Source organism: Nonomuraea sp. SYSU D8015 (assembly GCF_008065375.1).
Lineage (GTDB): Bacteria > Actinomycetota > Actinomycetes > Streptosporangiales > Streptosporangiaceae > Nonomuraea.
The window spans coordinates 1-24,255 of record NZ_VJYI01000050.1 but is presented as its reverse complement, the minus strand read 5'-3'; the positions used below and the strand labels follow the sequence as shown (position 1 = coordinate 24,255).

Here is a 24,255-nt window from a genome sequence, read left to right as displayed (position 1 = left end):
ACATCCGCGACTGGATGGATCAGTGGAACGACGACCCCAAGCCGTTCGTCTGGACCAAAACCGCCGAAGAGATCCTGGAATCCCTCGCTAAATATTGCCGACGAATTTCAGGCGCATGACACTAGTGCTGTGACCGGAAACGATCACCGGGTTGGCGTGCAGGATGGTCGTGCCGGTTGGATGGGCTGATCACGTTCGATCAGCGCTCGGGAGGCCAGGTGACGCAACCGGTCAAGGTCCGCAGGCTCACGGACCAAGAAGGGCAGAAGCTGCAGCGGATTGTCCGGCGCGGCACGATGAGCACGGTGCGCTATCGGCGGGCGATGATCCTGCTGGCCTCGGCCGGCGGCAACACCGTCCCGGTCATCGCCCGCCTGGTGCAGGCCGATGAGGACACCGTGCGCGATGTGATCCACCGCTTCAACGAGATCGGGCTGGCCTGCCTGGACCCTCAGTGGGCGGGAGGCCGTCCCCGCCTGCTCAGTCCTGACGACGAAGACTTCGTCGCGCAGACGGCCACCACCCGACCCGTCAAGCTCGGCCAGCCCTTCACCCGCTGGTCCATCCGCAAACTCCTCGACTACCTGCGCCGCCTTCCCGGCCGCGCCATCACCATCGGCCGGGAAGCGTTACGCACCCTGCTGACCCGCCGCGGGATCACCTTCCAGCGCACCAAGACCTGGAAAGACTCACCCGACCCCGACTTCGACGCCAAACTGGACGAAATCGAGTACGCGCTGACGCACCGGCCCGAGCGCACCTTCGCCTTCGACGAGTTCGGGCCGCTCGGCATTCGTCCGACCGCCGGATCGGGCTGGGCACCGCAGGGTGAGCCGGCCCGGTTGCCTGCCACCTACCGCCGCACCCAGGGCGTCACCTACTTCCACGGTTGCTACTCCGTCGGCGATGACCTGCTCTGGGGCGTCAACCGGGCCCGCAAGGGCATCGATCACACCTGGGCGGCCCTGCGCTCGATCCGCGCAGCCCGTCCGGACGGCGCCCCGATCTACGTCATCCTGGACAACCTGTCGGCACACAAGAACTGGCGCATCCGCACCTGGGCCAAGAAGAACAAGGTCAGCCTGCTGTTCACGCCGACCTACGCCTCCTGGGCCAACCCGATCGAGGCGCACTTCGGACCGTTGCGCCAGTTCACCCTGGCCAACTCCAACCACCGCAACCACACCGTTCAGACCCGGGCCCTGCACGCCTACCTACGCTGGCGCAACGCTCATGCCCGTCACCCCGACGTGCTGGCCGCCCAACGCCGCGAACGCTCCCGCATCCGCAGCGAGAAGGGCATCCGCTGGGGCGGCCGGCCACTCACACCGGCAGCCTGAACACCCTCACCCAACCCGGTGATCGTTTCCGGTCACAGCACTAGGCGGAACCAACCACCCGCGATCAAAGCGAAAGCGGTGACCAAGCGCGACCAATCAGGGTCAAAAGGAGACACCATGGCAACGACAGGCAACACCGGAGCCAACCACGATGCGGTACAGCGCGTACTGGACGACGCAGTGTCTTCGGGCGTGACGCCGGGCATCGTGACCGAGATCTGCAAGGGCGACTCCCGCTGGTTCGCGTCTGCGGGCAAAGCCGACATCAGCACCGGCCGCGAGCGCCGACCAGGAGAGCTGTTCCGCATCGGCAGTGCCGCCAAGGCGTTCACCGCCGCCACCACGCTGAAATTGGTCGGAGAAGGCGTGCTCAGCCTCGACGACACGGTGGAAAAGTGGCTGCCCGGCCTGCTCGATGACTCTCCCTATGACGGCCGCAAGATCACGTTACGGCAGTTGCTGAACCAGACCAGCGGCATCTTCAACTTCAGCATGGACCCGGAGTTCTACGCCAGCGGCCAAGGCGAGGCCTGGTACGAACGCCGCTTCAAGGTCTTCACGCCCGAAGAATTGGTGAGGATCGCTCTACGGCATCCGCCCTACAACCCGCCCGGCGAGGCGTTCCGGTATTCCAACACGCAGTACTACCTGGCCGCGATGATGGTGGAGAAGGCCACCGGCGAATCGTACGGCGATGTGCTCGACCGGCTCATTCTGCGGCCGCTCGACCTGACCGGAACATCGCTGCCCACCACGCAGACGGTCATCCCCGGACCGCATCCGGTGCACTACTCCAGGCTCGAATCGCCCGACCCGGCGGCGCCGCTGCACGACGCGACCGAGTCGAACGAGACAACCGCCTGGAGCGCGGGCGGCATGATCTCCTCGACCGGCGACCTGCTCACGTTCTTCTCGGCGCTGTTGTCCGGGCGGATCCTCAAGCCGGCACAGATGGAGGAGATGTTCACGACCGTGTCCACCGACGGCTCGGGGTGGCTGCCCGACACCCGCTACGGGCTCGGTGTATGGGTCGAGCAGAAGCTCCAGAGCGGCGTGCACGTGTGGGGCAACGGCGGCGCGGACTACGGCACGTTCACCCTCGTCATGGGCGACCGCGACGGCACGCACATGGTCGCCGGCCACGTGAACACCGACTGGTCCCCCGAGGCCTATGCGGCGTTCCTGGCCGTCCTCGACATCGAGTTCGGCAGTGACGGGCGCGCCGATTGACCGCGGTGTCGGACAGCGGGATCACGGTGCCGGGCATGTACAGCAAGCAGCGGCTGGGACGCCTCACCGGCGAACCGCACCCCGGCCTGGCCAGGCACCAAATCCTGGGCCAACAGACTTACAGGATCAGACGCTCGCCAAGGAGGCACCCCACCGAAGCATGCCGGATGTGAATACTCATCTGCTGCGATGCAGATTGGAAGCCGTGACTGAAGAAGTCCATTCTCATCGGCGAAAGTCGAGACATGACGACACGCATGATTTCCAAGAAACGATCCTGTGTGTCTGGCCGACTTGGCCTGACTGCGGGCATTGCCGGGGTGGCCATGGTCGCGGCCGTGGTCACCGCGCCAACCGCGCGAGCGCTGGATCAGTCCCGTTACGACCGAGCGCAACTGCAACGCGATGCGGATGCCATCACATCCACGGGTGCCACCAGCGTCCTGGCTGAGGTGAACAGCTCGTCTCGTCGCCTTGTCGCGCGCAGTGGCGTCGCCGATCTCAAAACCCGCCGGGCTGTCCCTTGGGGGGCGTACTGCCGGATCGGCAGCACCACCAAAACCTTCGTGGCGACCGTCGCCCTGCAATTGGTCGGTGAGGGCAAACTCAAACTGACTGACACGGTGGAGCAGTGGCTGCCCGGACTGATGAGCAGCACCGACATCGATGGCGGCGACATCACCATACGACAGTTACTTGGGCACACCAGCGGTCTTCCTGACTATGCCGACGACGTGCCATTAGAGCAGGCGACCACGCCGGAAGCCTTCCGGAACGAACGCTTCCGCACCTACCGGCCCGAGCAACTGGTCGCGATGGCTATGCGGCACAAGAGGGTCTTCGCCCCTGGCACAGGTTGGTCGTACTCCAACACCAACTACATCCTGATAGGGATGATCCTCGAAAAGTCACCGGCAACCCCTGGCAGCAGGAGATCCACGAGCGCATTATCGAGCCACTCAACCTGAAACACACTCTCACCCCGGGCAGTTCGCCATATTTGCCTCAGCCACGCGTCACTACCTACAAACGCTGGCGCCCGCCATGCTTTTCCTGGATGAGTTCCAGTGTCGCAGACATGTCATTGGGCGGAGCATAGAGCGCGGTCGATCAGGGCAGCGGTAGCCGTGAGCTGAGGCACTAGAGATCGGCCAGGCACCACGTTGCTGGCGATGGAAACCGTGGCGCTGCGGCGACCGTCGGACGTTATGGCGTTGTCACTGAGGGAATTCCAGCCGCCGCCGCCTTTGAACCAGGCCCAGCCACCGCAGGGCAGCCGCCGTTTCATCAGGCCCAGACCGTAACCGGCGTCTGTCCAGAAATCCTGGAACGGCTTTGCGGGCACGGTCTGTTGCATCTGCTTCACCTGCGCCGGGCGCAGTAGTTGACCGCCCAGCAGGGCACGGAAGAAGCGGTTGACATCACTAGTTGTGCTGATCATGGAGCTGTCAGCGTGACCATTGGCGTAGGTGGAGACATCCACCAATGGTCCGCCGGTGTAACTGCAGCAGGCCAGGAGGTGTCAACGGGCGAGCTGCCGCATCGCCACGGCTGGTTGTTCTAGGTCCCAGCACGACGGGGCTCTGGAGCGGGACGAGGAGGTCAGTGCGACTTTACGCCGAGGTGTGATGCCGGCACCCGACGTGCCGTAAGCCGCCGGCGACGATGGCTTCAGCAGGTGAAGCTGATATGAAGCCGCCGAGGTGTTACCGTAACCAACGGTTGGAGTTTTCAACCGTGTCCATTTCTTACATGACCGACGGCAGTCGCGCTTTGCACGTTCCGCACGCGACACGAGTGCTGCAGCAAGTAAGCAAAGCGGTCGCAACGCATTGCCGTCACTGTCCGGCTTGCAGGCCGCGCCCACCCGATATCCCTGACCACTTCGCTCAGGCTCCAGAGTTATAGGAGACATAGACTCTCGCGAACATCCTTTGCGGCATCTGTCCGTGAACATTCCATCTCAATGAAAGGGGCCCCGACATGGCCATGAAACTGGACATGATCGGCATCCTCGTCGAAGACATGGCACGGTCCCTCGCGTTCTACCGCGAGCTCGGCCTGGACCTGGCGCACGAACTCGACAGCCAGCCACACGCCGAGACGATGCTTCCCTCAGGACTGCGACTGGCCTGGGACACCCAGGAGAATGTGGCGTCGTTCATGCCAGGCTTCCAACCCCCGATCGCGGGCAGCGGCCGCGTAAACCTCGCTTTCCTCGTCGACACCCCCGCCGAGGTGGACACGCTCTACGACAAGCTCATCTCTCTCGGATACACCGGCCTTCGGGCTCCCTGGGACGCGATGTGGGGACAGCGCTACGCCTTGGTGCAGGACCCCGACGGGAATGGAATCGACCTGTTCTCGCCGCTGAACTGAATCACGTGGGCGTGCCTGACTCCGACACCGAGCACCAAGGACGACAGAACCGGCGGATCCGGCAGCATCACGGATGCCGAGAACTGCGGCCAGCGGGGATTCAGGTGTCCAGCAGCGTGCGGATCTTGTCGGCCTCGGCGCTGCCGATGTCGGTGAACAGCTCCAAAGCTTCCTGCCAGCAGTGCACGGCTGTCTGGAGATCGCCGGTATCGCGAAGCACACAGCCCAGCACCTGCAGAGCACGGGCCGCCCCGAGGCGGTGGCCGGTCTGCCGCTGCAGTTCCAGGGCGTGCCGCGCGTGCGTGAGCGCCTGGTGGTGGCGGTCGAGCCGGCGGTGGGCGGCGGCCAGCGTGGTATGGGCTTGGCCCTGCAGGATGCGCATGCCGGCGACGGCGGCGATGCCCAGCGCGTGCTGGGCGCGGTCGAGGGCCTGGTGAGGCTCTTCGAGGGCGAGGCAGACGTCGGCCAGCCCCAGCAGCGCGTCGGCCTCGCGTGTGCGGCTGGAGATCTGCTGTGCCAGCTCGAGGGCCTGCCGGTAGTGGTCACCAGCGTCCTGGGCGCCGCCGAGCTGCAGGTGGACGCCGGCCAGGACGATCCGGATCCTGGCCTCGCTGGACCGGTCGCCGATCTCGCCGGCCAGCCGCAGCGCGTCTTGTGCTTGGGTCAGCGCCTCCTGAGTGTGACCAGCATCGCGGTTCACCTCGGCGAGGGCGCGCAGGAAATAGACGTGGCCGAACCGCATACCCAGCTCCTGGTAGAGCCGCAGTCCGCCGGTGAGGCGCCGGCGAGCGACCTCCAGCCGGCCCAGGCTGTGATCGATCTCGCCCAAGGCCGCCAGCGTGGTCATCTCCCCAAGGCGTGAACCAATCTGCTGGAATATCGTCAGGGCCTGGGTGTGGTGGGCGGCGGCCTCGTGTAACCAGCCCAGATCCTTCTCCGTCAGGGCGAGGTCGAACAGGCTTTCGGCCTGCCCACCCAGCCAGCCGCTTTGGCGATACAACGCTACCGCTTGGGTCAGGTCGGCGACCGACTGATGGAGGTCGCCCGATACCCAGGCCACGTTCCCCTGACAGAACAGTGCGGCGGCCTGGCCGTTGGTCCAGCCTACCTGGCGGGCCAAGGTGAGCGCGGTGCTGAGATGCCGGCGGGCCGGCTGGAGGCGGCCGGCGGCCCGATTGGCTTGGCCAAGGCTGAGGTGGCCGGAGACCTGGGCGCGCACGTCGCCGGCGACGGTGGCGGCATCCAGCCCGGCCTGCGCGATCAGCAGCCACTCCACCATGGGACGCCGCTGCCAGAAGTAGCCACGCAGCGCGTCAGCCAGCCGCCAGGCGGCCGGATGAGGGCCGTGGTCGGCGGCATGCAAGGTGGCGGCGACCAGATTGGCGAGTTCGGCCTCGAGCCACGCCGCCGCCTGTGAAAGGTCGATGAACGTTGGCGGGGAGAGGATGCCGGCCAACGGCGGGAGGGGCAAACGCACATCCTCCGGGTAGAGCAGCTTGGCGGCGGCGTCGATGCCGTAGAGGTACCAGTCGAGCAGCCGTTCCAGGGCCGCTTCGCATTCCGCCCGGCCGTCGTGCTGCTGAGCGCGCTGGCGCGCGTACAGCCCCAGCAGGTCGTGCAGGCTATACCGGTCTGGGCCGCGCGGCTGCACCAGGTGTGCGTTCGCCAATTCGCCCAGCGCCCGTCCTGCATCCTCCACCTCCAGGTCTGCCAGCGCTGCAGCGCCCGTGACGCTGATCTCCGGCCCTGGAACCAGTCCCAGCAGCCGGTACAGTCTCTGGCGATCAGGAGCCAGGTGGTGATAGGAGTGGTCGAAGGCGAGCCGGACGGCGGCGTGGGGATCGTGAGCGACCGTCAGGCCGTCGAGCGGATCTCCAGCCTGAAGCTCCCCCAGGTAGCCGGCGATCGACTTTTCCGGGCGACCGGTGAGGTTGGCGGCGGCGATCCGCAATGCCAGTGGCAGGTAGCCGCATACCTGCGCCAGCGCGGTCACCGCCTCAGGCTCGGCCGCCACCCGCTCCTCCCCGATGATGTGCGTCAGCAGCATCACCGCCTCGTCAGGGTCCAGCACGTCCAGCGTCAGCCGATGGGCGCCGTGGGTGGCCACCAGCCCGGTCAGCCGGTCCCGGCTCGTGACCACCACCACGCATCCCGGGCTGCCCGGCAGCAGCGGGCGGACTTGCTCGGCGCTATGGGCGTTGTCCAGCACCGCGAGCACTCGCTTGCCGGCCAGCAGCGATCGGTACAGCCCGGCGGCCTCCTCCAGTTCCATCGGAACCTGGTCGGCCATGACCCCCAGGGCGCGCAGCAGCACGGCCAACGCCTGCATGGGGGAAAGCGGCGGCCCTGACGCGTATCCCTGGAGGTTGACATACAGCTGCCCGTCAGGAAACTGATCGGCCACCTGGTGGGCCCAGTGCACCGCCAGCGCGGTCTTACCCACACCTCCCATGCCGTCAATGGCTGTGATCACCACCGTACCCGCACCGCGGGCCTCGTCCGCGAAGGCCAGTTCCCGCGCCCGGCCAACGAACGCCGGCAGATCGGTGGGCAGCTGCCGCGGCACCACCCGCACCGGCATCGGACGCGCAGATTGTTGTGGATTCGGGCTTGCCGCACGCGTGAAAAGCGCGAACTCGTCGGTGTCCAGGTCCAGCGCCTCAGCCAGCGAGCGCATCGAGGAACTGCGCGGCCGTCGCAGCTCGCCCGTCTCCAATCGGCGCACAGTCCGCGTATTGAGCCCTGCCCGGGCCGCCAACTCTTCCTGGGTCAGCAGTGCCCGCTCACGCCAGGCGCGCACCAACGCACCCAAAGCCGCCTGCTGCGCCACAGAGTTCGCCTGACCGTCGTCACGTGCTCTTGATGACATGACACACCTCCACGCGCTTTAAGGCATCAGGTCGCGGATCAGATCGGCAACGGCCGCCGCCGGCTGTGACAGGAACGGGTGATGATCAGCCTGCAACTCGATGGTCCGGCCCGCGCGCCCGGCTTGCACGCGCTGGACATCCGGCGGGGTGCCCCGGTCCCCGGCACACACCACATAGGTGGAAGGGATCTCCTTCCACGCAGCGGCGGTCACAGGGGCGGAGAGGACAGCGGACCCCGAACGCTCCGTCCTGCCCCATGTCAAAATGGGGAGCGGACGCGCCGTCACCGAACGTGGCCAAGCTCTGCCCGGCTTCGGGAAGAAAGCTTGTGATGAAGAGTAGATGACGGACATGATCCAGCCCGGCGGCGGCCTCGCTCGCGACCATACCTCCATCACTACGGCCACGACAGTGGTCGGCTCCTCGCACGATTGCCATAGTTCGCGTACAGCCCTGGCATCCGTCAATGACGGCCCTCCGTCACCAGGACTCCCCCGGGTTCGCCGCAGCTCGGCAGCAAGGCTGCGACGCTGTGAACCCCGCTGCTATTCAGGAGCCCGTCGAAACGGTGCCACCACCATACACCGTCACGAACGCATGCTCCGTGAACGAAAACCACCCGCACTGCACCACCTCCCATCGCCCTTCGAATACGCTTTAAACGTAACATGTATTACGTGAAAGGTAGATGACATTGGGCAGGCGCCCCCGACCGGACATACGAGCGGCAGTGCTCGCCTCCTGTACCGACCACGTTGTCGCCCATGGCCTGCCTTCCAGTCTCGAGCCGCTCGCACGAGCCTCCGGCACCACGACGCGCATGCTGATCTACCATTTCGGTACGCGCGACCAATTGCTCCGCGCTGTAATCACCGAAGCGCGAACACGTCAACTCGTCTTTTTCCGCGAGGCTCTTGCTCCTCGCGAGGAGCCCTACACGCGGACGTTGAAGCGGGCATGGCAGGTGCTAACCGGCCCCGAGGGGTCTTCATATGTGCGGCTGTTCGCAGCCGTCTACAACGCGCCCGGCAGGGAGGCGCTCCTGCCCGACTTCCAGCGGGCCGCCACAACCGATTGGCTGGACCTGCTGGAACAGTGCCTCCGCCCGCACTGCGGTGTGAAGGCACCGGCGGTGGCAACCGCCGTACTCGCCCTAGTTCGCGGGCTACTGATGGATGCCGACGCCACCGGCGACACGGTAAGAGTCGAAGCGGCTTTCGCGGCGTTCATCGACCTTCTCGCGCCCTGGCCTGCCTGGCCCACCGGACAGACCGGTGAACTGCGGCCGCGGCGGGATGTTGAAGTAGACGCGGAATAGGTTGCGCGGGTCACTATGCCCGCCATGATGCGCGTCAAGCGGTCGAAGTCAGCCGCGCTGCAGGCGCTGCGTATCTTTGAGGAGATTGACAGTTCAAGGCGCAGAGGACCAGCGGCGGTTTTGCATGGGAACGGCGCGATTTCAATACGTGATGAGAGCCGTTCCACTTGGCCTGCGCTCCGTGAGCGGTCAGAGTGTTACACACCTTTCGCGCAATGGCTGCGCTCGCCGCTTCGTTCTTGGACTCATCGCCCTCGAAAGCGCCGAACGCCGGCATCAGCCCCTCGCGGCGGACCCCGGACGCGAGATCTTGCTCGTAAGCCCGCACAACCGGCTTGACCGAGTCCTCGATATCGGGCGAGCAGCCAGCGTCCCAGCGCGCTCATCCGGTCGCTGAGCGAGGGCCGGTTCGATCACGGTCGCGACACTCGAGCCGACGAGTTCGCGGACGAAGTCGGCGGACGTGTGCGCCTGCGCCCGGACTCGGTATCGCCATGACCATCGCGCGAGTATCCCGGCGACGAAGGCGGCGGCGTCGGAGGGCGGCTCTGGAGCGGGAAAGCAGGTACCGAGCGGTTGAATGTCGTCAATGCGGTCGAGGGCGTAGACCGTCCACTCCGTCGCCCCCGGGGCACGCGACAAGGTACCAGCGGCGTTGTTGCGTGACCAGCCGGTGCGGCTGCACATCGGCCGGGCTCGCATGGACGACGTCGTGGCGGCGGTGTCGGATGCGGACGGCCTCGTTCGTGCGGCAGGCGAGCGCGGCGGGGATGAGCACATCACGTTCGGCGCGGCGTGTGGACCGTCCCGGGAGCGCCTCCACATCGGCGAGCGCACTGAGCCGCATCCGCCAGCGTGACGGCACGATCCGGGTGAGCTTGGCCAGGGCGGTGACGGCGGCGGATTGAGACCTTCGACGGCGACCGCCGTGCGCAGTCCGAGGGCACGGCGGCCACCTAGTCCGCATCCAGCAGCGGCGGCATCGTCCGACCGGACGCGAGCCGGTAGCCTCCCGCCCGTCCGGCCTCGGCGTCGATGCGATAGCCGACCTCGCGGGGCTGGGCGACGTCCCGGCGTGCGGTGCGCTCGGTGACACCGAGCCGGACGGCGAGTTGAGCGGCCGAGATGCCGGGATGCGCCTGGAGCAACGACGGCGTTTCCAGGCGGCGGTTGGTCGTGTTCGCCGGACGACGATCCCTGCCCTGACACTACCGGTCCGGGTAGGGCGCCATGCTGGACCACATGAGCCAGGTATCGCTGCCCAGCCTGGCACGGCCCGGTCAAGTTCGGCGTGACGGCCGTCTACGAGGTGCTGCGGATCAGCCTGCCGGCTGCGGCGTTCCAGATGGCGCTGCGGTCGGCGTCAGGCGCACGAAGCCCTCAGTCTTCTGCACCCGCACCTCAACCAGCAGCGAGCTGACCGCATCGACGGGAACGGCGAAGGATGCCTGCCACCACGATCTCGGCCACCCAGGGCCAGACGGTCAGCACACTGCGCCTCTTGGGAGCCGAGCCCTTGTTGGCCTTCCCGGCCGGACATAGCGGACGCCGAACTCGGCCGCGTGTGGGTTGCGGCCGAAGTCTGCCAGGACCAGTGGATCAACGTCCGGCCACTGTTCGGCGCCGAGCGCGCGGGGTCTCGGCCGTGGCATCCGGGGTGTCGATGTGTCCCAGTGCAGGCCCGTCACGTCGATGCGGCGCGGGCCCATCGCTTGACGTGCACCAGCGGGAAACCGCGAACAGAACTCGGCGACCACCGGCCTCGGCTGAGAGCCGAGCCCGCGGGTCCGCACCGCGCAGCGGACCCGCGGGAGTTTCGCGGCTAGCGGGAGTAGAACTCCACCACGAGCTGCTCGTCCACGGGGACGACGATCTGCTCCCGCTCCGGCCGGTGCGTCAGCGTGAAGGCCAGGTCCTTGTGGTCCACCGACAGGTAGGGGGCGATGCGCTCATCGGCGTGGATGCCCTCGGCGGCCGCCACGAACGGCTGCATCGTGCGCGACCGCTCCCGCACCGTGACGACCTGGCCGGGCTTGACCAGGTAGCTGGGAATGTCCACCTTGCGGCCGTCCACGGCGATGTGGCCGTGGCTGATGTACTGCCTGGCGGCGTAGATCGACGGGGCGAAGCCCGCGCGCAGCACGAGCGAGGCCAGGCGGCTCTCCAGCAGCGTCACCAGCTCGGCGCCGGACGCGCCTGGCTTGCGGACGGCGAGGTCCCAGTATCGGCGCAGCTGCCGTTCGGAGACGTCGTAGTACCAGCGCAGCTTCTGCTTCTCCATCAGCCGCAGCCCGTAGTCGCCGGTGCTGCGGCGGTTGGTCTTGCGGCCGTGCTCGCCCGGCGGGTAGGGGCGCTGCTCGAAGTAGCGGACGGCTTTCCTGGTCAGCGGGACGCCCGCGCGACGCGACAGTCGCACCTTGGGGCCGGTGTAGCGCACATTCACCTCGATGTGATTAGGTAGTCCTTACTTAGGTAAGGCTAACCTACCACTAAATGACATCCCAAGGAGGCGCCGTGCTGCCGATCCCCGAGCGGGCCATGTTGCCGATCCCCGAGCGGGTCCGCACCCTCGCCGCGACCGCGAGCGTCGCCAAGCTCTCCGTCGACGGCGCGCCCTCGCCGGCCCGCGGCGGCGTGGACGAGCGCGGCCGCCCCGTGCTGCTGGTGCTGCCGGGCGAGCCGCTGCACGGTCTTGGTCTGCGCGCGGACGCCGTGGTGGCGGTGAACCTCACGACGATGCGGCAGCTGGGCGACGTCACACACCCGCGCGGGCTGATCGAGGTGCAGGGCTGGGCGGAGGCCGTCCCGGAGGAGGAGGCGCGGGCGGCGGCGGTGGCGGTGGCCGCGCACAGTGCGGACGAGAGCCTGTTCGAGGCGCTGGAGCGGTTCGGGGAGCGGGGCGCGCCCCGGCTGCTGCGGGTGGACGTGGGCCAGGTCGTCTACCTGACCGGGCAGGAGTCGGGGGTGCTCGACGCCGACGACTACCTGGGGTCGCGGCCGGACCCGCTCGCCGAGATCGCCGAGCGGGTGCTCGCGCACGTCAACTCCTCGCACCGGGTGCAGCTCACCGCCGGGGTGACCAGGCAGCTGGGCGAGACGCCCGGCGACGTGTGGTTGTGGGAGCTGGACCGCTTCGGCGCCACCGTACGGGTGGACGAGTCGCTGGTGCGCTTCCCGTGGCCGACTCCCGCGAAGTCGGGCCTGTGCCTGGAGACGGCGCTGCGCGGTCTGCTGTGCACGTGTTGATCACGGTTCTGCCTGAATTCGGCAGACATAGTGTCATATCAGACAGGGGAGTGTGCGCCTGTCTCTAGCATGTGATGCGTGAGTGGCGCGCATAGATCTTCAACTCCCGCCGGACCCGCCGACCGGGGCGGGCGACGCCGGCGGGTGCTCATGACCTCTGGAGTGCTGCTCGGCACGCTGATGCTGGCCATGGCCGGCGTGCTGATCAGCGGTGCGCTCACGACCACCAGAATGGACGCCGTCGAGTGGCCGGGCGACGAGACCCGCACGCCCACGACGTCCGCGCCCGCCGTCATGGAGTCGCGCCCGACCGCGTCGGCGAAGCCGCGGCACACCGACTCGGCCACACCGGCGGTCAGGGCCACGCCGGCGCGCAGGCGTACGGCGACCCCCACGCCCACTCGGAGCAGGACGCCCGCGGAGCGCAGTCAGGACCCGATCACGCGACAGAGCTCGCGCCCGCCCGTCTCCACCACCGCGAAGGCTCCGACACCGGCCCCGTCCACCACCGCCCCGCCCACGACGGAGGCCGAGAAGACCCCGCCCGGCAAGACGCGGCAGCCTCCGGGGCAGCCCACCGACAAGACCCGCGGCCCCAAGAACTGACCCAGACCTCCCCGCGAGGGCTCCTCTCCCGGCGCCCGTGAAGCGTAGCGTCCCCTCTCGCTCGGGACGCGCGACGCCGAGGAGCCGGTCACCGTCACGTGCAGCCGATGCCGCCCGGTGGACGACGCTCCCCCGGGCGGCCCCGCCATGCCTGCCTCCAGGTACCTCAGGAATTTCCGCATTCGCACTATGGAATGAAGCATTCCGTTCTGATATTGTCGGAACAGAACAAGCCGTTCCGATCCAGGAGGCAGAAGATGACCGCCCTCGACATACGTCCGGCGCAGATCCCCGTCGAGCCGGCGCCGTACAAGTGGCGCTGGCCCGCGCTCGCGGTGATCCTCGCCGGCTCGGTGATGGAGCTGCTCGACGCCACCGTCACCAACATCGCGGGCCCCACGATGCGCGCCGAGCTCGGCGGCGGCGCCTCGCTCATCCAGTGGCTCGGCGCGGCGTACACGCTGGCCATGACCGCGGGCCTGCTGACCGGCGGGCGGCTGGGCGACATCGTCGGCCGCAAGCGCATGTTCCTCATCGGGATCGCCGGCTTCACCGTCGGGTCGCTGCTGTGCGCCCTGGCCTTCTCCCCTGAGACCATCATCGCGGCCAGGATCGTGCAGGGGCTGTTCGGGGCGGCGATGATCCCCCAGGGCATGGGGCTGATGAAGGAGATGTTCCCGCCCAAGGAGCTGGCGGCGGCGATGGGGCTGTTCGGGCCCGTCATGGGGTTGTCCGCGGTGGGCGGGCCGATCCTCGCGGGCGTGCTGACCAGCGTCGACTGGCGGCTCATCTTCCTGATCAACCTGCCCATCGGGGTGGTCGCCGCCGTGGCCGCCCTGCGTTTCCTGCCCGGCACGCGGCCGGCCGGGGGTGTGCGGCTCGATCTGCCGGGCGCGCTGCTGGCCTCGGCGGGCACCGTGCTGATCGTGTTCCCGCTGGTGCAGGGTGGCGAGCACGGGTGGCCGGCGTGGTCGTTCGGCATGATGGCCGCCTCGGGGGCGGTGTTCGCGGGGTTCGCGGCGTACGAGCGGCGCAAGGCCGCGCGCGGCGGTGACCCCCTGGTGGCGCCGAGCCTGTTCAGGAAGCGGGCGTTCGTCTCCGGCATGGCAACCGGGACGATCTACTTCGCCGCGTTCGCCGGGGTCTTCTTCGTGGTCGGGCTCTACACGCAGCTCGGGCTGGGGTTCTCGCCCGTCAAGGCGGCGCTGACCGGGGTTCCCTCGTCGCTCGGCATGATCGCGGGCATGGCGGTCGCGCAGGCCGCCCGGCAGCACGGGCGCAGGGTGCTGCTGGCAGGTGCGATCGTCATGGCGCTCGGTGTCGTCGGCCTGATCGTCGTCGCCTCGCCCGGCGTCTCCCCCTGGCAGCTGGCTCCGGCGCTCGCGGTGACGGGGCTGGGCAGCGGGCTGATCATGACGCCGTACTTCGGGATCGTGATGGCGGCCGTCGAGCCCCGCGAGACCGGCTCGGCCTCCGGCACCCTGACCGCGTTGCAGCAGGTCGGCGGGGCGCTGGGGCTGGCGCTGCTGGGCACCGTGTACTTCGGGACGGAGAGCGTGGAGGTCACGCTCGGGGTGGCGGGCGGGATGATCGCCGCGACCTTCCTGGTCGGGCTGCTGCTTCCCAAGCAGGCCCGCGAGGAGGGCGACCTGCCCCACTGAGGTCCGCCGGGCCCGCGTCGCGGGCCCGCCTCGTTCGCCAGGCGCCTCGCCCGACGCACCACGTCATCGGGCGGGGCGCCTCCGCGTGCCATACGAGTCGCACCGCCGCCCATCACACCGGCGTCACCAGGTGGGCGCTCCGATGGGTGGGTACCTCGCCGGGGTGGGAGCGCAGCGGCCGGTGGAGGCGGCCGGGCCCGACCCGGTCAGGAGACGGGAAGGGCGGGGCGGGCGCGTCATGCGGGGCGACCGGAGTCCGGCTTCCTGGCCTGTTCCATGCCGGTGAGGAGGTAGGCGAGGCCCTCGTCGAACGTGGCGTCCCAGTCGTGGTCGAGGCCGTGCTCGGCCAAGGCCGGGTAGCGGTCGGCGCGGTCGCGCAGGAACTCCCCGGAGTCATCGTCGCCGTGGTCCTGCCAGGTGACCTGCATGATGACCGAGCCCATGACGTAGTTGGACAGGCTGTAGGCCGCGGTCTTGGGGGCGGGGAAGCCGGCGGCGGCCAGGGTCTTGTAGAGGAACTCGGTGCGCTCCAGCGCGTTCGGCCCCATGAGTGGGCGGTCGAGGATGGTGGCCGACCACGGATGGCGCAGCAGGGCCGCCCGCCAGCCGCCGATCAGCTCGCGCACCGGCTCGTCCCAGGCGCCGTCCGGCCGCCGCCCGGGCAGGCACACCTCGCCGAAGACCGCGTCCAGGGCCAGGTCCAGCACGTCGTCCTTGGTCTTGACGTGCCAGTAGAGGGTGGTCGAGCCGGTGTCGAGCCGCTCGGCAAGGCGGCGCATGGTCAGCCGGCCCACGCCTTCCTCGTCGAGCAGCGCCACCGCCTCGGCCACGATCCGCTCCAGCGTCAGCGTCTGCCTCGGCGCCTTCTGAGGGCGCGACCACACGGTGTCCACGGAGGAGATAATACGTTGTACGAGTGACCGGATCGGTGGTCTAGTTATGGAACAACGATCGAGACGGGAGGAGGGACTGTCGTGGGGCACATCGAGGTGAGCGGACTGACGTACCTGCTGCCCGACGGCCGGCCGCTGCTGCTGGAGGCGTCGTTCAAGGTGGGCGACGGAGCCAAGGCGGCGCTCGTCGGGCCGAACGGCGCGGGCAAGACCACCCTGCTCAGGCTCATCGCGGGCGAGCTGGAGCCGACCGACGGCCGCATCGCGAGCAGCGGCGGCATCGGCGTCATGCGGCAGTTCCTCGGCGAGGGCACCGTGCACGACCTGCTGCTCAACGTGGCGCCGCGGCGGATCAGGGACGCGGCGGCGGAGCTGGAGGCCGCCGAGGCCGCGATCTCCCGCACGGACGACGAGCCCACGCAGCTCGCCTACGCCCAGGCCATCGCCGACTACGCCGACGCTGGCGGCTACGAGCTGGAGGTCGTGTGGGACGTGTGCGCGACGGAGGCCCTGGGGCTGCCGTACGAGCAGGTCAAGGACCGGAGCCTGGCCACGCTGTCGGGCGGCGAGCAGAAGCGGCTCATGCTGGAGGCACTGCTGCGCGGCCCCGACGAGATCCTGCTGCTGGACGAGCCGGACAACTACCTGGACGTGCGGGCCAAGCAGTGGCTGGAGCGGGCGATCAGGGGCTCGGCCAAGACGGTGCTGCTCGTCTCGCACGACCGGCAACTGCTGGCCGAGGCGGCCGACCGGATCGTCACCGTGGAAGGGCGCACGGTGTGGGTGCACGGCGGCGGCTTCGCGAGTTACGCCGAGGCGCGCAGGCAGCGCAGAGAGCGCCTCGAAGAGCGGCGGCAGCGCTGGGAGGACGAGCGGGCCCGGCTGCGGCGGCTCGTCCACACGCTGCGCCAGCGCTCGGCGAACAACGACGCGCTCGCGGGGGCGTACCAGTCAGCGGTGACGCGGCTGGAGCGGTTCGAGCGGGAGGGGCCGCCGCAGCGGGCGCCGAAGGAGCAGAACGTCCGGATGCGGCTGCGCGGCGGGCGTACCGGGAAGCGCGCGGTGATCTGCGAGGACCTGGAGCTGACGGGGCTGCTGCGGCCGTTCTCCACGGAGATCTGGTACGGCGAGCGGGTCGGCGTGCTCGGCCTGAACGGCACCGGCAAGTCCCACTTCCTGCGGCTGCTCGCCGGCGAGCAGATCGCGCACACCGGCGCGGCCCGCCTCGGCGCCCGGGTCACACCCGGCCATTTCGCGCAGACCCACCTGCGACCCGATCTGAAGGGGCGGGCGGCCGTGGACGTGGTGATGCGCGAGCACGCGATGACCCGCAACGAGGCCATGGCGGCGCTGGCCCGCTACGAGCTCGCACCGGCCGGCGGGCAGCCGTTCGAGACCTTGTCGGGAGGGCAGCAGGCGAGGCTTCAGATCCTGCTGCTGGAGCTGTCGGGGGCGACGTTGCTGCTGCTCGACGAGCCGACGGACAATCTGGACCTGGCCAGCGCGGAGGCGCTGCAGCGGGGGCTTGAGGGGTTCGAGGGGACGGTGCTGGCGGTCACGCACGACCGCTGGTTCGCCGCCGATCTGGACCGTTATCTGGTGTTCGGCGCGGACGGCCTCGTACGCGAGAGCGCCGAGCCCCGCTGGGACCTCTAGCGGACGGCGTCACGACGTGCCCGCGCAGGTGGCGCAGGTGCCGTACACCTCTTCGGCCCGGAACCCCGCCATGGCCTCCTCCTCCACCCGTTCGATCACCAGCCCGCAACTCCGGCAGATCAGGTGGTGGTGTTTGGCCGGCCCGCACAGCCGGTAGACGATCTCCCCTGCCTGGGTGAAGGTGTGCACCAGCCCGGCCGCCGCCAGCGAGGTGAGCGTCCGGTAGACGGTGGTGAGACCGACCCGCTCCCCCTGCTCGTGCAGCTCGGCGTGGATCTGCTGGGCCGACACCGGCAGCCGGTGACGGCCCAGCCCGTCGAGGACCAGGAGCCGCTGGCTGGTCGTCCGGATGCCCGCCTCCTCCAGCATGCGGCCCCATCGGGTGGGGGCACCCGTCATGGACGCCGCCCCACGCCTGTCAGGATGGACGCCTCCACCTCGTCGACCCCATCGCGCTCCAGGCTCGCGACAAGGTCCTCCCGTACCGCCGACACCGCGTCGGCGTCCATACCGGTGAGCAGGCCACGGAAACCGGTGCCCATGACTATGAGCCAGGCCAGCTCCGGGGTCAGCGGCACGGCGAACGGCACCCTGGTCACCCGCACGTCCGCCAGCCCGAGACCGGTCAGCCAACCGGCCAGGGCCTGCTCGGTGTCGATCCTGGTGGCCGACTCCCGGCTGGACGGCGTTTCCACGCCGGCGCCGCGCACGCGCTCGACCGCCGCGTAGAGCGCCTTGCCGTACTCTTCCAGCGCGCCCTTCGCCCAGGTAGTGACGGCGAAGCGGCCTCCCGGCCTGACCAGGCCGATGAGCCGCTTGACCGAGGCGTCCATGTCGGGGAGGAAGAACACACCGTGGACGCAGAGGGCCGCGTCGTAACGGACGCCCGGCTCCCACACGGTGGCGTCGGCACGGATGAAACGCAGGTTCGCGAGCTCACGGGCGTCGGCCAGGCGCCGGCCGTGTTCGAGGAGCGACCCGGCCAGGTCGATGGCGTCCACGGCGCCCTCCGGCCCGGCCGCTACGGCGGCGGGAATCGCCGAAGCCCCCGCACCGCAGCACACGTCCAGCACCCGCTCTCCCGGGCGCACGTCGAGGGCGCGGACGGTGGCGGCGCCGATCGGGTCCCACAGTTTCGGTGACAGCGCGGCGAAGTCCGCAGCGGTCGCGTCGAAGACCGCCCCGATCTCATCCGGCTTCATCAGAGAGCCTCCACAGGTCACTGTGAGGTCAAATGATAACCATTTCGCCTCCCAAACAGCAATGAAATCCATTATCGTTTCATTGCCCATCTTCACCCGACGAGCGGCATACGCCGAGAGCGTCGTTCCACCTCTGAGGGAGCCTGACATGCCGGACGATGACGCCCTGGTACGCCCGGGCGCGCTGGCCGAGATGCTGCGGCCGGTGCGCGGCCGGCTGATCCTGGGGATGGCGCTGGCAGGGGTCGGGGCGCTGTTCGCGATGGTGCCGTTCATCGCGGTGGCGGAAGTGGGGCGCGCCCTGCTGACCGGCGACCCGGTGTGGCCGTGGGCGGTCGCGGGCGCCGTCGGGGCGGTGCTGCGGGCCTTCTTCATGGGCGCGTCCAGTGCGGTCTGCCACGTCGCCAACGGCCACTTCGAGTACGGCCTCCGCAGCCGTCTGGCCCGCCACCTGGGCCGGCTGCCGCTGGGCTGGTTCGGCGACCACGGCTCCGGCGAGGTGAAGAAGGCCGTCTCCGACGACATCAAGGCGATGCACCACCTGGTCTCCCACGCGCTGAGCGACATCACCAGCGCGGTGATCGCCCCGTTGGTCGGAATCGTCTACCTGCTGCTGGTGGACTGGCGGATGACCCTGGCCCTGCTCGGCTTCACCGGAGCGGTGCTGGCCGTCGTCTCACCCCGGATGAAGCGCGGCTACCAGGCCCACATGGGCGCCTACAACCAGGCCCAGGCCGAGCTGGCCAAGGCGACGGTCGAGCTCGTGGACGGCGTCGAGGTCGTCAAGGCCTACGGCGTGCGGGCTAGGGCCTTCCGCCGCTTCGACGACGCGGTCACCACGCTCACCGAGCGGTGCCTGGCATGGATGGCGGCGATGGGCCGGCCGGCCACCGCGATGAACATCGGGCTGGCCCCGGCCACCATGCTGCTGTGGATCATGGTGAGCGGCACCGGCTTCATCGCCGCGGGCTGGCTGTCGCCCGCCGACCTGCTGCCGTTCCTGGCCGTCGGCGTCGGGCTGCCGGGCCCGTACCTGCAGGTCGGCTCGGCCGCCAACCTGCTGCGTCAGGCGCAGCTGGGCGCCACGCACGTGGACCGGCTCCTGGCCCTGCCGCCGCTCCCCGAACCAGCCGAGCCGCGGCTGCCCGCCGACGGGCGGGTGGTGTTCGACGACGTGCGGTTCTCGTACGCGCCGGACGCGCCGCTCGCGCTGGACGGTGTCAGCGCCGTGCTGGCACCCGGCACCGTGACGGCGCTCGTGGGCCCGTCGGGGTCGGGCAAGACCACCATGGCCAGGCTGCTGCCCCGGTTCTGGGACCCCACCGGCGGCTCGATCACCCTGGGCGGGGTGGACGTGCGCGACATCGCCGGAAAGGAGCTGCTGAGCCGGATCGCGATCGTCTTCCAGGACGTGGTGCTGCTGCGCGAGAGCGTACGGGACAACATCCGGCTCGGCCGGCCCGATGCCACGGACGCCGAGGTGGAGGCCGCGGCCAAGGCCGCCAGGATCCATGAGGTGATCATGGCCTTACCCGGGGGGTACGACACCGTGATCGACGGCGGGTTGTCGGGAGGGGAGCGGCAGCGGATCACGATCGCCCGGGCGATCCTGCAGGACGCTCCCGTGGTGGTGCTGGACGAGGCCACCGCGCACGCCGACGCCGAGAGCGAGGCGGCCATCCAGGAGGCGCTGTCGGAGCTGGCCGCCGGCCGCACGGTCCTGGTGATCGCGCACCGGCTGCACACCATCGCCGGGGCCGACCAGATCCTCGTCCTGGAGTCCGGCCGGATCGTCGAGCGCGGCAGGCACGCGGACCTGCTCGCGGCGGACGGCCTGTACGCGAGGCTGTGGCGGGCCCAGAACACGGAGGTCAAGGCGTGAGCAGGAAGCGGCTGATGATCGGCACGGCCGAAGAGCTGATGGGCTCGTCCAGCGGCATGCGGGCGCAGATCGTGTGGTTCTCCCTCGCCGGCGTCGCCCAGGGCGGCGTCTTCGCGGCCCTGCTGCCGCTGCTGCGGGCGCTGCTGTCCGGCGACAGCGCCGGCGCGCTGCCCTGGCTCGGCCTGGCCGCCGGGTGCGCGGTGGTGTCGGCGGCGCTGCTGTGGCACGCCGCCGACACGGGGTACGTCGTCGGCATCGAGCGCATGGCCGACCGGCTCGCGCGGCGGATCGGCGAGCACGTGGTACGGCTGCCGCTCGGCTGGTTCACCGCCGGGCGCGCGGGGAGGCTGGCGCGCCTGACCTCCACCTCCGTGCAGGACGTCATGGGCATCCCGTCGACGCTGCTCCAGCAGATCGTCATGGCGATCGCCACGCCGGTGACGGTGATCGTGGTGACGTTGTTCGTGGACTGGCGGATGGGGCTGGCCTTCGTCGTCACCGCGCCCGTGGCGCTGGCCGCGTTCGCCTGGGTGAGCCGGGTGCTGCGGGACACGCAAGGCCCTGAGGACCGCATGCACGCCGAGGTGACGGACCGGGTGGTGGAGTTCGCCCAGGCGCAGCAGGTGCTGAGGGCCGCGGGACGCACCGAGGAGGGGTGGGCCACGCTGGATCGGGCGCTGGCCGAGCACCGCGACGCCTACCTGCACAAGCTCGACCGGGGCGGCCGCCCGTTCGGCGTGTACGTGCTGGTCGTGGAGGCGGGCTTCGCCGCCGTCATGATCCTGGGCACCTATCTCGCGCTCGGCGGGACGCTGCGCGTCCCCGACGCCGTCGCGGTGCTGATCCTGGCCGCGCGTTTCGTCGAGCCGCTGATCCAGGCCGGCGACCTGGGCGGCACCTTCCGCGTGGCCCGCATCGCCCTGGACGCCATCGGCGAGGTCCTGCACGCCAAGCCACTGCCGACCGTCTCCAACGGTCCCGTCCCGGCCGACGCCACCGTGGAGCTCGACGATGTCACCTTCGGCTACGGCGAACGCCCCGTGCTGAGCGGCCTCACGCTCCGCTGCCCGCCCGGCACGGTGACCGCGCTGGTCGGGCCCTCGGGCGCGGGCAAGACCACCGTCACCCGCCTGGTCGCCCGCTTCTGGGACGTGGACTCGGGCGCGGTCCGGATTGGCGGCGTCGACGTGCGTGAGCTGCCCACCGCCGACCTCATGGCCCGGCTCGCCCTGGTCTTCCAGGACGTGTACCTGTTCGACGGCACCATCGAGGAGAACGTCCGCCTCGGCCGCCCCGGCGCGACCGACGCCGAGGTCCGCCGCGCCGCCGAAGCCGCCCGGCTGGACGAGGTCGTGGCCCGGCTGGGCTGGGACACCAAGGTGGGCGAGGGCGGCTCGCGGCTGTCCGGCGGCGAACGCCAGCGCGTCTCCATCGCCAGGGCGCTGCTCAAGGACGCGCCGATCGTGCTGCTGGACGAGGCCACGGCCGCCCTCGACGCCGAGAACGAGGCCGCCGTCGGCGCGGCGGTCGCCGAGCTGGCCCGCGACCGCACGGTGCTGGTCATCGCCCACCGGCTGTCCACCGTGGCGGCCGCCGACCAGATCGCGGTGCTGGACGGCGGCCGCATCGCCGAGCTCGGCACCCACGCGGAGCTGCTGGCCCGCGGAGGCCGCTACGCCCGCTTCTGGAACGAGCGGCAGCGCGCCGCGGGCTGGCGTCTGGCCGCCACGTGAGCCCCGTCAGCTCAGCTGGGCCACGAGGTCCTTCTTGCTGACCTTGCCGAGGCCGGTCTGCGGGAAGGACTCCATGAGCGCCAGCCGGTCCGGCAGCTTGTAGCGGGCGACGCCGCGCTCGACGAGGAAGTTCACCAGGTCGTCGAGGTCCGGCGGGTCGCCTTTGGGGATGACGCAGGCGCAGATGCGCTCCCCCAGCACCTCGTCCGGCACGCCGACCACCGCCACGTCGCGCACGCGCGGGTGGGCCAGCAGATGGTTCTCCAACTCCTCCGTCGCGATCTTGTCGCCGCCCCGGTTGATCTGGTCCTTGACCCGGCCCTCGAAGACGACGTGGCCGGTGGGCAGCAGCCGTACGACGTCACCGGTCCGGTAGAAGCCGTCGCTGGTGAAGGCGCGCGCGTTGTGCTCGGGCGCCCGGTAGTAGCCGCGGATCGTGTACGGCCCGCGCGCCAGCAGCTCACCGGCCGCGCCCGGTTCCACGTCGTGGTCGGCGGAGTCCACGACGCGCAGCTCGTCCAGTGGCGAGACGGGAAGGCCCTGGCTGATCAGCCTGATCTCCTCAGGATCGGCGCCGCGGTGGAAGCCGCACAGTCCCTCCGCCATGCCGAACGCCTGCTGCAACCGGCACCCGAGGGCGGGCTCCACCCGCTTGGCCAGCTCGGGATTGAGCTTGGTGCCGCCGATGGTGACCTGGCGCAGGCTCGACAGGTCCTCGTCCATCCATTCGGTCGCCTCGATCCACAGCAGCGCCACCCCGGGCACCATGCCGGTGTCGGTGACCCGTTCCTCGGCGATGACGGGGAACGCCACGTCCGGGTCCGCGCTCGGCGCCAGCACCAGCGTTCCGCCCGCATGGAAGGTGGCCATCATGCCGTGGGTGAGCGTCCAGTTGTGCCCGATCGGCAGCGTGACCAGGTGCACGGTGGAGCTGTCGTAGTCGCAGGCCTCGGCGACCGCCCGGCCGCTGTAGTACCAGTCGTCGTGGGTGCGCGGGACCAGCTTGGGCACGCCCGTGGTGCCGCCGGACAGCAGGAGCAGCGCCAGGTCGCCGGGGTCTCGGGGCGGCAGGGGCACGGGGTCGGCGTCCACGTCGTCCAGCGCCGTGTACGGGCCCGCGTCCCCGGCGACGAAGACGTGCCGCAGCGAGGGCACCTCGGCCAGCATCTCGGCGGCCAGCTCGCGGTGGTCGAAGCCCTGGTGCACGTCCGGGACGAAGAGCGCGACCGCCTCGGTGAAGTCGCAGAAGTAGCGGATCTCGCTGCGCCGGTGGGCGGGCAACGCGATCACCGGCAGCGCGCCCAGCCGGAACAGCGCGAACAGCAGCGCCACGAACTCCGCGAGGTTGGGCAGCTGGACGACCACGTGGTCGCCGGCCCTGATGCCCGCCCCGTGCAGGCCCGCGGCCAGCCGGTCGGCCCTGCGGTCCAGATCGGCGTAGCTCCACCGATGGTCGGGCGCGACCACGGCGGTCCGCGAGCCCCGCTCTCCGGCCCAGCCCTTGAGCAGCTCTCCGAAAGACCGCCCCGCCCAGAGACCCTCCTTGCGGTAGCGCTCCGCGAACTCCTCCGGCCAGGGTGTCCAGTCCATACCGCTCATATCGCGCCTTCCTCCCAGGCTTCGCCGGTTTCCGTGCCGAGCTGTGCGGCTATCGCCGCGATGGTCGGTGTGGCGAACACCTGCCGCACGCTCAGCTCCGCGCCCAGGCGTTGCCGTACCGCCTCTACCAGCCGGGTCGCGACCAGCGAGTCCCCGCCGAGCGCGAAGAAACCGGCGTTCCTCGGCACGGCGGGCACGCCGAGCAGCTCCGCCCAGATCGCGGCGAGCGCCTCCTCGACGGGGCCCTGCGGCGGATCGTCGCGGCCCGCGTCGTCTTCGCCTCTCTCGAGCAGGTTCTGTACGGCGTTGCGGTCGATCTTCCCGTTGGGTGTCAGCGGCAACGCGTCCACGGTGGCCAGCCGGTCCGGGATCATGTAGCCCGGCAACCGCTCCCCCAGCCACGCCCGCACCTCGTCGCCATCCACCCCCCCGGCCACCACAGCGGCCAACAGCCTGCGCCGATCGGCTGAGGCCACCACGACAGCCTGTGCGACGCCCACGTGGGCTGACAACGCCGCCTCGACCTCGCCCAGCTCGATCCGATGCCCCCGGATCTTGACCTGCGCGTCCGCCCGGCCCAGGAACTCCAGCGTCCCATCCGGCCAATAACGGCCCAGGTCCCCAGTGCGATACCAGCGCA

At 69.7% G+C, this 24,255-nt stretch carries 23 protein-coding genes and 1 pseudogene; 12 read left to right on the top strand and 12 right to left on the bottom strand.

Annotated features, from left to right (window positions below):
- The 4 genes and pseudogenes from ID574_RS61365 to ID574_RS58520 all read left to right on the top strand — a co-directional run.
- Nucleotides 1–119 (top strand): annotated as a pseudogene (locus ID574_RS61365) (IS630 family transposase); the annotation flags it as partial.
- Nucleotides 120–218: 99 nt separating this feature from the next.
- A complete protein-coding gene (locus ID574_RS58530; RefSeq protein WP_223168195.1) occupies nucleotides 219–1,340 on the top strand; it encodes an IS630 family transposase in 1,122 nt (373 codons plus the stop codon).
- Nucleotides 1,341–1,457: 117 nt separating this feature from the next.
- Entirely contained in the window at nucleotides 1,458–2,570 is a 1,113-nt protein-coding gene (locus ID574_RS58525; protein WP_188197735.1) for a serine hydrolase domain-containing protein, read from the top strand.
- 245 nt (nucleotides 2,571–2,815) lie between these two features.
- Nucleotides 2,816–3,538 carry a serine hydrolase domain-containing protein gene (locus ID574_RS58520; RefSeq protein ID WP_188197734.1) on the top strand — a complete coding sequence of 241 codons (723 nt, stop codon included), beginning with the start codon at nucleotides 2,816–2,818 and terminating at the stop codon, nucleotides 3,536–3,538.
- Between the two features lie 113 nt (nucleotides 3,539–3,651).
- Here the strand turns inward: ID574_RS58520 and ID574_RS58515 are convergent, their stop codons facing one another.
- Entirely contained in the window at nucleotides 3,652–4,053 is a 402-nt protein-coding gene (locus ID574_RS58515) for a serine hydrolase (RefSeq protein ID WP_188197733.1), read from the bottom strand.
- A gap of 500 nt (nucleotides 4,054–4,553) precedes the next feature.
- Here ID574_RS58515 and ID574_RS58510 point away from each other — a divergent pair, with 500 nt between their 5' ends.
- Nucleotides 4,554–4,949, top strand: a complete 396-nt coding sequence (locus ID574_RS58510; RefSeq protein WP_188197732.1) for a VOC family protein — start codon at nucleotides 4,554–4,556, stop codon at nucleotides 4,947–4,949.
- 100 nt (nucleotides 4,950–5,049) lie between these two features.
- On the opposite strand, the gene ID574_RS58505 is transcribed toward ID574_RS58510, so the two are convergent.
- Nucleotides 5,050–7,779: an ATP-binding protein gene (locus ID574_RS58505; RefSeq protein WP_188197731.1), complete on the bottom strand. Its 2,730-nt coding sequence runs from the start codon at nucleotides 7,777–7,779 to the stop codon at nucleotides 5,050–5,052.
- A 57-nt stretch (nucleotides 7,780–7,836) separates the two neighbouring features.
- Complete coding sequence (locus tag ID574_RS61360) at nucleotides 7,837–8,214, bottom strand: alpha/beta fold hydrolase (protein WP_223168196.1); 378 nt, start codon at nucleotides 8,212–8,214, stop codon at nucleotides 7,837–7,839.
- A 425-nt stretch (nucleotides 8,215–8,639) separates the two neighbouring features.
- Here ID574_RS61360 and ID574_RS58495 point away from each other — a divergent pair, with 425 nt between their 5' ends.
- Entirely contained in the window at nucleotides 8,640–9,137 is a 498-nt protein-coding gene (locus ID574_RS58495) for a TetR/AcrR family transcriptional regulator (RefSeq protein WP_223168194.1), read from the top strand.
- A gap of 34 nt (nucleotides 9,138–9,171) precedes the next feature.
- Here the strand turns inward: ID574_RS58495 and ID574_RS63340 are convergent, their stop codons facing one another.
- The 4 genes from ID574_RS63340 to rpsD form a co-directional block, all read right to left on the bottom strand.
- Entirely contained in the window at nucleotides 9,172–9,465 is a 294-nt protein-coding gene (locus ID574_RS63340) for a DUF6891 domain-containing protein (RefSeq protein WP_442939467.1), read from the bottom strand.
- 258 nt (nucleotides 9,466–9,723) lie between these two features.
- The gene (locus ID574_RS63335; RefSeq protein ID WP_442939468.1) at nucleotides 9,724–9,984 is read right to left on the bottom strand and encodes a WYL domain-containing protein; all 261 of its coding nucleotides are present in this window, start codon (nucleotides 9,982–9,984) and stop codon (nucleotides 9,724–9,726) included.
- A gap of 109 nt (nucleotides 9,985–10,093) precedes the next feature.
- Nucleotides 10,094–10,285 (bottom strand): helix-turn-helix transcriptional regulator, encoded by a 192-nt coding sequence (locus tag ID574_RS61350; RefSeq protein WP_223168192.1) that lies wholly within the window; start codon nucleotides 10,283–10,285, stop codon nucleotides 10,094–10,096.
- A gap of 674 nt (nucleotides 10,286–10,959) precedes the next feature.
- Nucleotides 10,960–11,574 (bottom strand): 30S ribosomal protein S4, encoded by a 615-nt coding sequence (rpsD, locus tag ID574_RS58485; RefSeq protein ID WP_188197739.1) that lies wholly within the window; start codon nucleotides 11,572–11,574, stop codon nucleotides 10,960–10,962.
- Nucleotides 11,575–11,630: 56 nt separating this feature from the next.
- On the opposite strand from rpsD, the gene ID574_RS58480 reads away from it, so the two are divergent.
- The 3 genes from ID574_RS58480 to ID574_RS58470 all read left to right on the top strand — a co-directional run bounded on the left by ID574_RS58480 (nucleotide 11,631) and on the right by ID574_RS58470 (nucleotide 14,650).
- Entirely contained in the window at nucleotides 11,631–12,383 is a 753-nt protein-coding gene (locus ID574_RS58480; protein ID WP_223168191.1) for a DUF2470 domain-containing protein, read from the top strand.
- 78 nt (nucleotides 12,384–12,461) lie between these two features.
- Entirely contained in the window at nucleotides 12,462–12,989 is a 528-nt protein-coding gene (locus ID574_RS58475) for a hypothetical protein (RefSeq protein ID WP_188197730.1), read from the top strand.
- Between the two features lie 257 nt (nucleotides 12,990–13,246).
- Entirely contained in the window at nucleotides 13,247–14,650 is a 1,404-nt protein-coding gene (locus ID574_RS58470; protein WP_188197729.1) for an MFS transporter, read from the top strand.
- A gap of 236 nt (nucleotides 14,651–14,886) precedes the next feature.
- Here ID574_RS58470 and ID574_RS58465 read toward each other — a convergent pair whose 3' ends face one another.
- The gene (locus ID574_RS58465; RefSeq protein WP_188197728.1) at nucleotides 14,887–15,543 is read right to left on the bottom strand and encodes a TetR/AcrR family transcriptional regulator; all 657 of its coding nucleotides are present in this window, start codon (nucleotides 15,541–15,543) and stop codon (nucleotides 14,887–14,889) included.
- 81 nt (nucleotides 15,544–15,624) lie between these two features.
- Between ID574_RS58465 and ID574_RS58460 the strand changes: the two genes are divergently transcribed.
- Nucleotides 15,625–17,199, top strand: coding sequence for an ABC-F family ATP-binding cassette domain-containing protein (locus ID574_RS58460; protein WP_188197727.1), 1,575 nt, complete (start codon nucleotides 15,625–15,627; stop codon nucleotides 17,197–17,199).
- A 9-nt stretch (nucleotides 17,200–17,208) separates the two neighbouring features.
- Here the strand turns inward: ID574_RS58460 and ID574_RS58455 are convergent, their stop codons facing one another.
- Nucleotides 17,209–17,598, bottom strand: a complete 390-nt coding sequence (locus tag ID574_RS58455) for a Fur family transcriptional regulator (RefSeq protein ID WP_223168190.1) — start codon at nucleotides 17,596–17,598, stop codon at nucleotides 17,209–17,211.
- Nucleotides 17,595–18,401 (bottom strand): class I SAM-dependent methyltransferase, encoded by an 807-nt coding sequence (locus tag ID574_RS58450; protein ID WP_188197726.1) that lies wholly within the window; start codon nucleotides 18,399–18,401, stop codon nucleotides 17,595–17,597. The genes ID574_RS58455 and ID574_RS58450 overlap by 4 nt, the downstream gene beginning before the upstream one ends.
- 148 nt (nucleotides 18,402–18,549) lie before the next feature.
- Here ID574_RS58450 and ID574_RS58445 point away from each other — a divergent pair, with 148 nt between their 5' ends.
- Together ID574_RS58445 and ID574_RS58440 are read left to right on the top strand one after the other, a co-directional pair.
- Nucleotides 18,550–20,283, top strand: a complete 1,734-nt coding sequence (locus tag ID574_RS58445; RefSeq protein WP_188197725.1) for an ABC transporter ATP-binding protein — start codon at nucleotides 18,550–18,552, stop codon at nucleotides 20,281–20,283.
- The gene (locus ID574_RS58440; protein WP_223168189.1) at nucleotides 20,280–22,016 is read left to right on the top strand and encodes an ABC transporter ATP-binding protein; all 1,737 of its coding nucleotides are present in this window, start codon (nucleotides 20,280–20,282) and stop codon (nucleotides 22,014–22,016) included. The genes ID574_RS58445 and ID574_RS58440 overlap by 4 nt, the downstream gene beginning before the upstream one ends.
- 6 nt (nucleotides 22,017–22,022) lie before the next feature.
- Here ID574_RS58440 and ID574_RS58435 read toward each other — a convergent pair whose 3' ends face one another.
- Both ID574_RS58435 and ID574_RS58430 read right to left on the bottom strand, forming a co-directional pair.
- On the bottom strand, nucleotides 22,023–23,615 hold the full coding sequence (locus ID574_RS58435; protein WP_188197724.1) for a (2,3-dihydroxybenzoyl)adenylate synthase: 1,593 nt from the start codon (nucleotides 23,613–23,615) through the stop codon (nucleotides 22,023–22,025).
- Nucleotides 23,612–24,255 (bottom strand): phosphopantetheine-binding protein (locus tag ID574_RS58430; RefSeq protein ID WP_188197723.1); only part of this gene is annotated, 644 nt, incomplete at its 5' end. The genes ID574_RS58435 and ID574_RS58430, both read right to left, overlap by 4 nt.

Coding starts and splice junctions, on each gene's coding strand:
- ID574_RS58445 (WP_188197725.1), top strand. CDS start 18,550: ATGCCGGACGATGACGCCCTGGTACGCCCGGGCGCGCTGGCCGAGATG.
- ID574_RS63335 (WP_442939468.1), bottom strand. CDS start 9,984: ATGCGGCTCAGTGCGCTCGCCGATGTGGAGGCGCTCCCGGGACGGTCC.
- ID574_RS58470 (WP_188197729.1), top strand. CDS start 13,247: ATGACCGCCCTCGACATACGTCCGGCGCAGATCCCCGTCGAGCCGGCG.
- ID574_RS58455 (WP_223168190.1), bottom strand. CDS start 17,598: ATGACGGGTGCCCCCACCCGATGGGGCCGCATGCTGGAGGAGGCGGGC.
- ID574_RS58435 (WP_188197724.1), bottom strand. CDS start 23,615: ATGAGCGGTATGGACTGGACACCCTGGCCGGAGGAGTTCGCGGAGCGC.
- ID574_RS61360 (WP_223168196.1), bottom strand. CDS start 8,214: ATGGAGGTATGGTCGCGAGCGAGGCCGCCGCCGGGCTGGATCATGTCC.
- ID574_RS58495 (WP_223168194.1), top strand. CDS start 8,640: ATGCTGATCTACCATTTCGGTACGCGCGACCAATTGCTCCGCGCTGTA.
- ID574_RS58520 (WP_188197734.1), top strand. CDS start 2,816: ATGACGACACGCATGATTTCCAAGAAACGATCCTGTGTGTCTGGCCGA.
- ID574_RS58450 (WP_188197726.1), bottom strand. CDS start 18,401: ATGAAGCCGGATGAGATCGGGGCGGTCTTCGACGCGACCGCTGCGGAC.
- ID574_RS58510 (WP_188197732.1), top strand. CDS start 4,554: ATGGCCATGAAACTGGACATGATCGGCATCCTCGTCGAAGACATGGCA.
- ID574_RS58525 (WP_188197735.1), top strand. CDS start 1,458: ATGGCAACGACAGGCAACACCGGAGCCAACCACGATGCGGTACAGCGC.
- ID574_RS58480 (WP_223168191.1), top strand. CDS start 11,631: ATGACATCCCAAGGAGGCGCCGTGCTGCCGATCCCCGAGCGGGCCATG.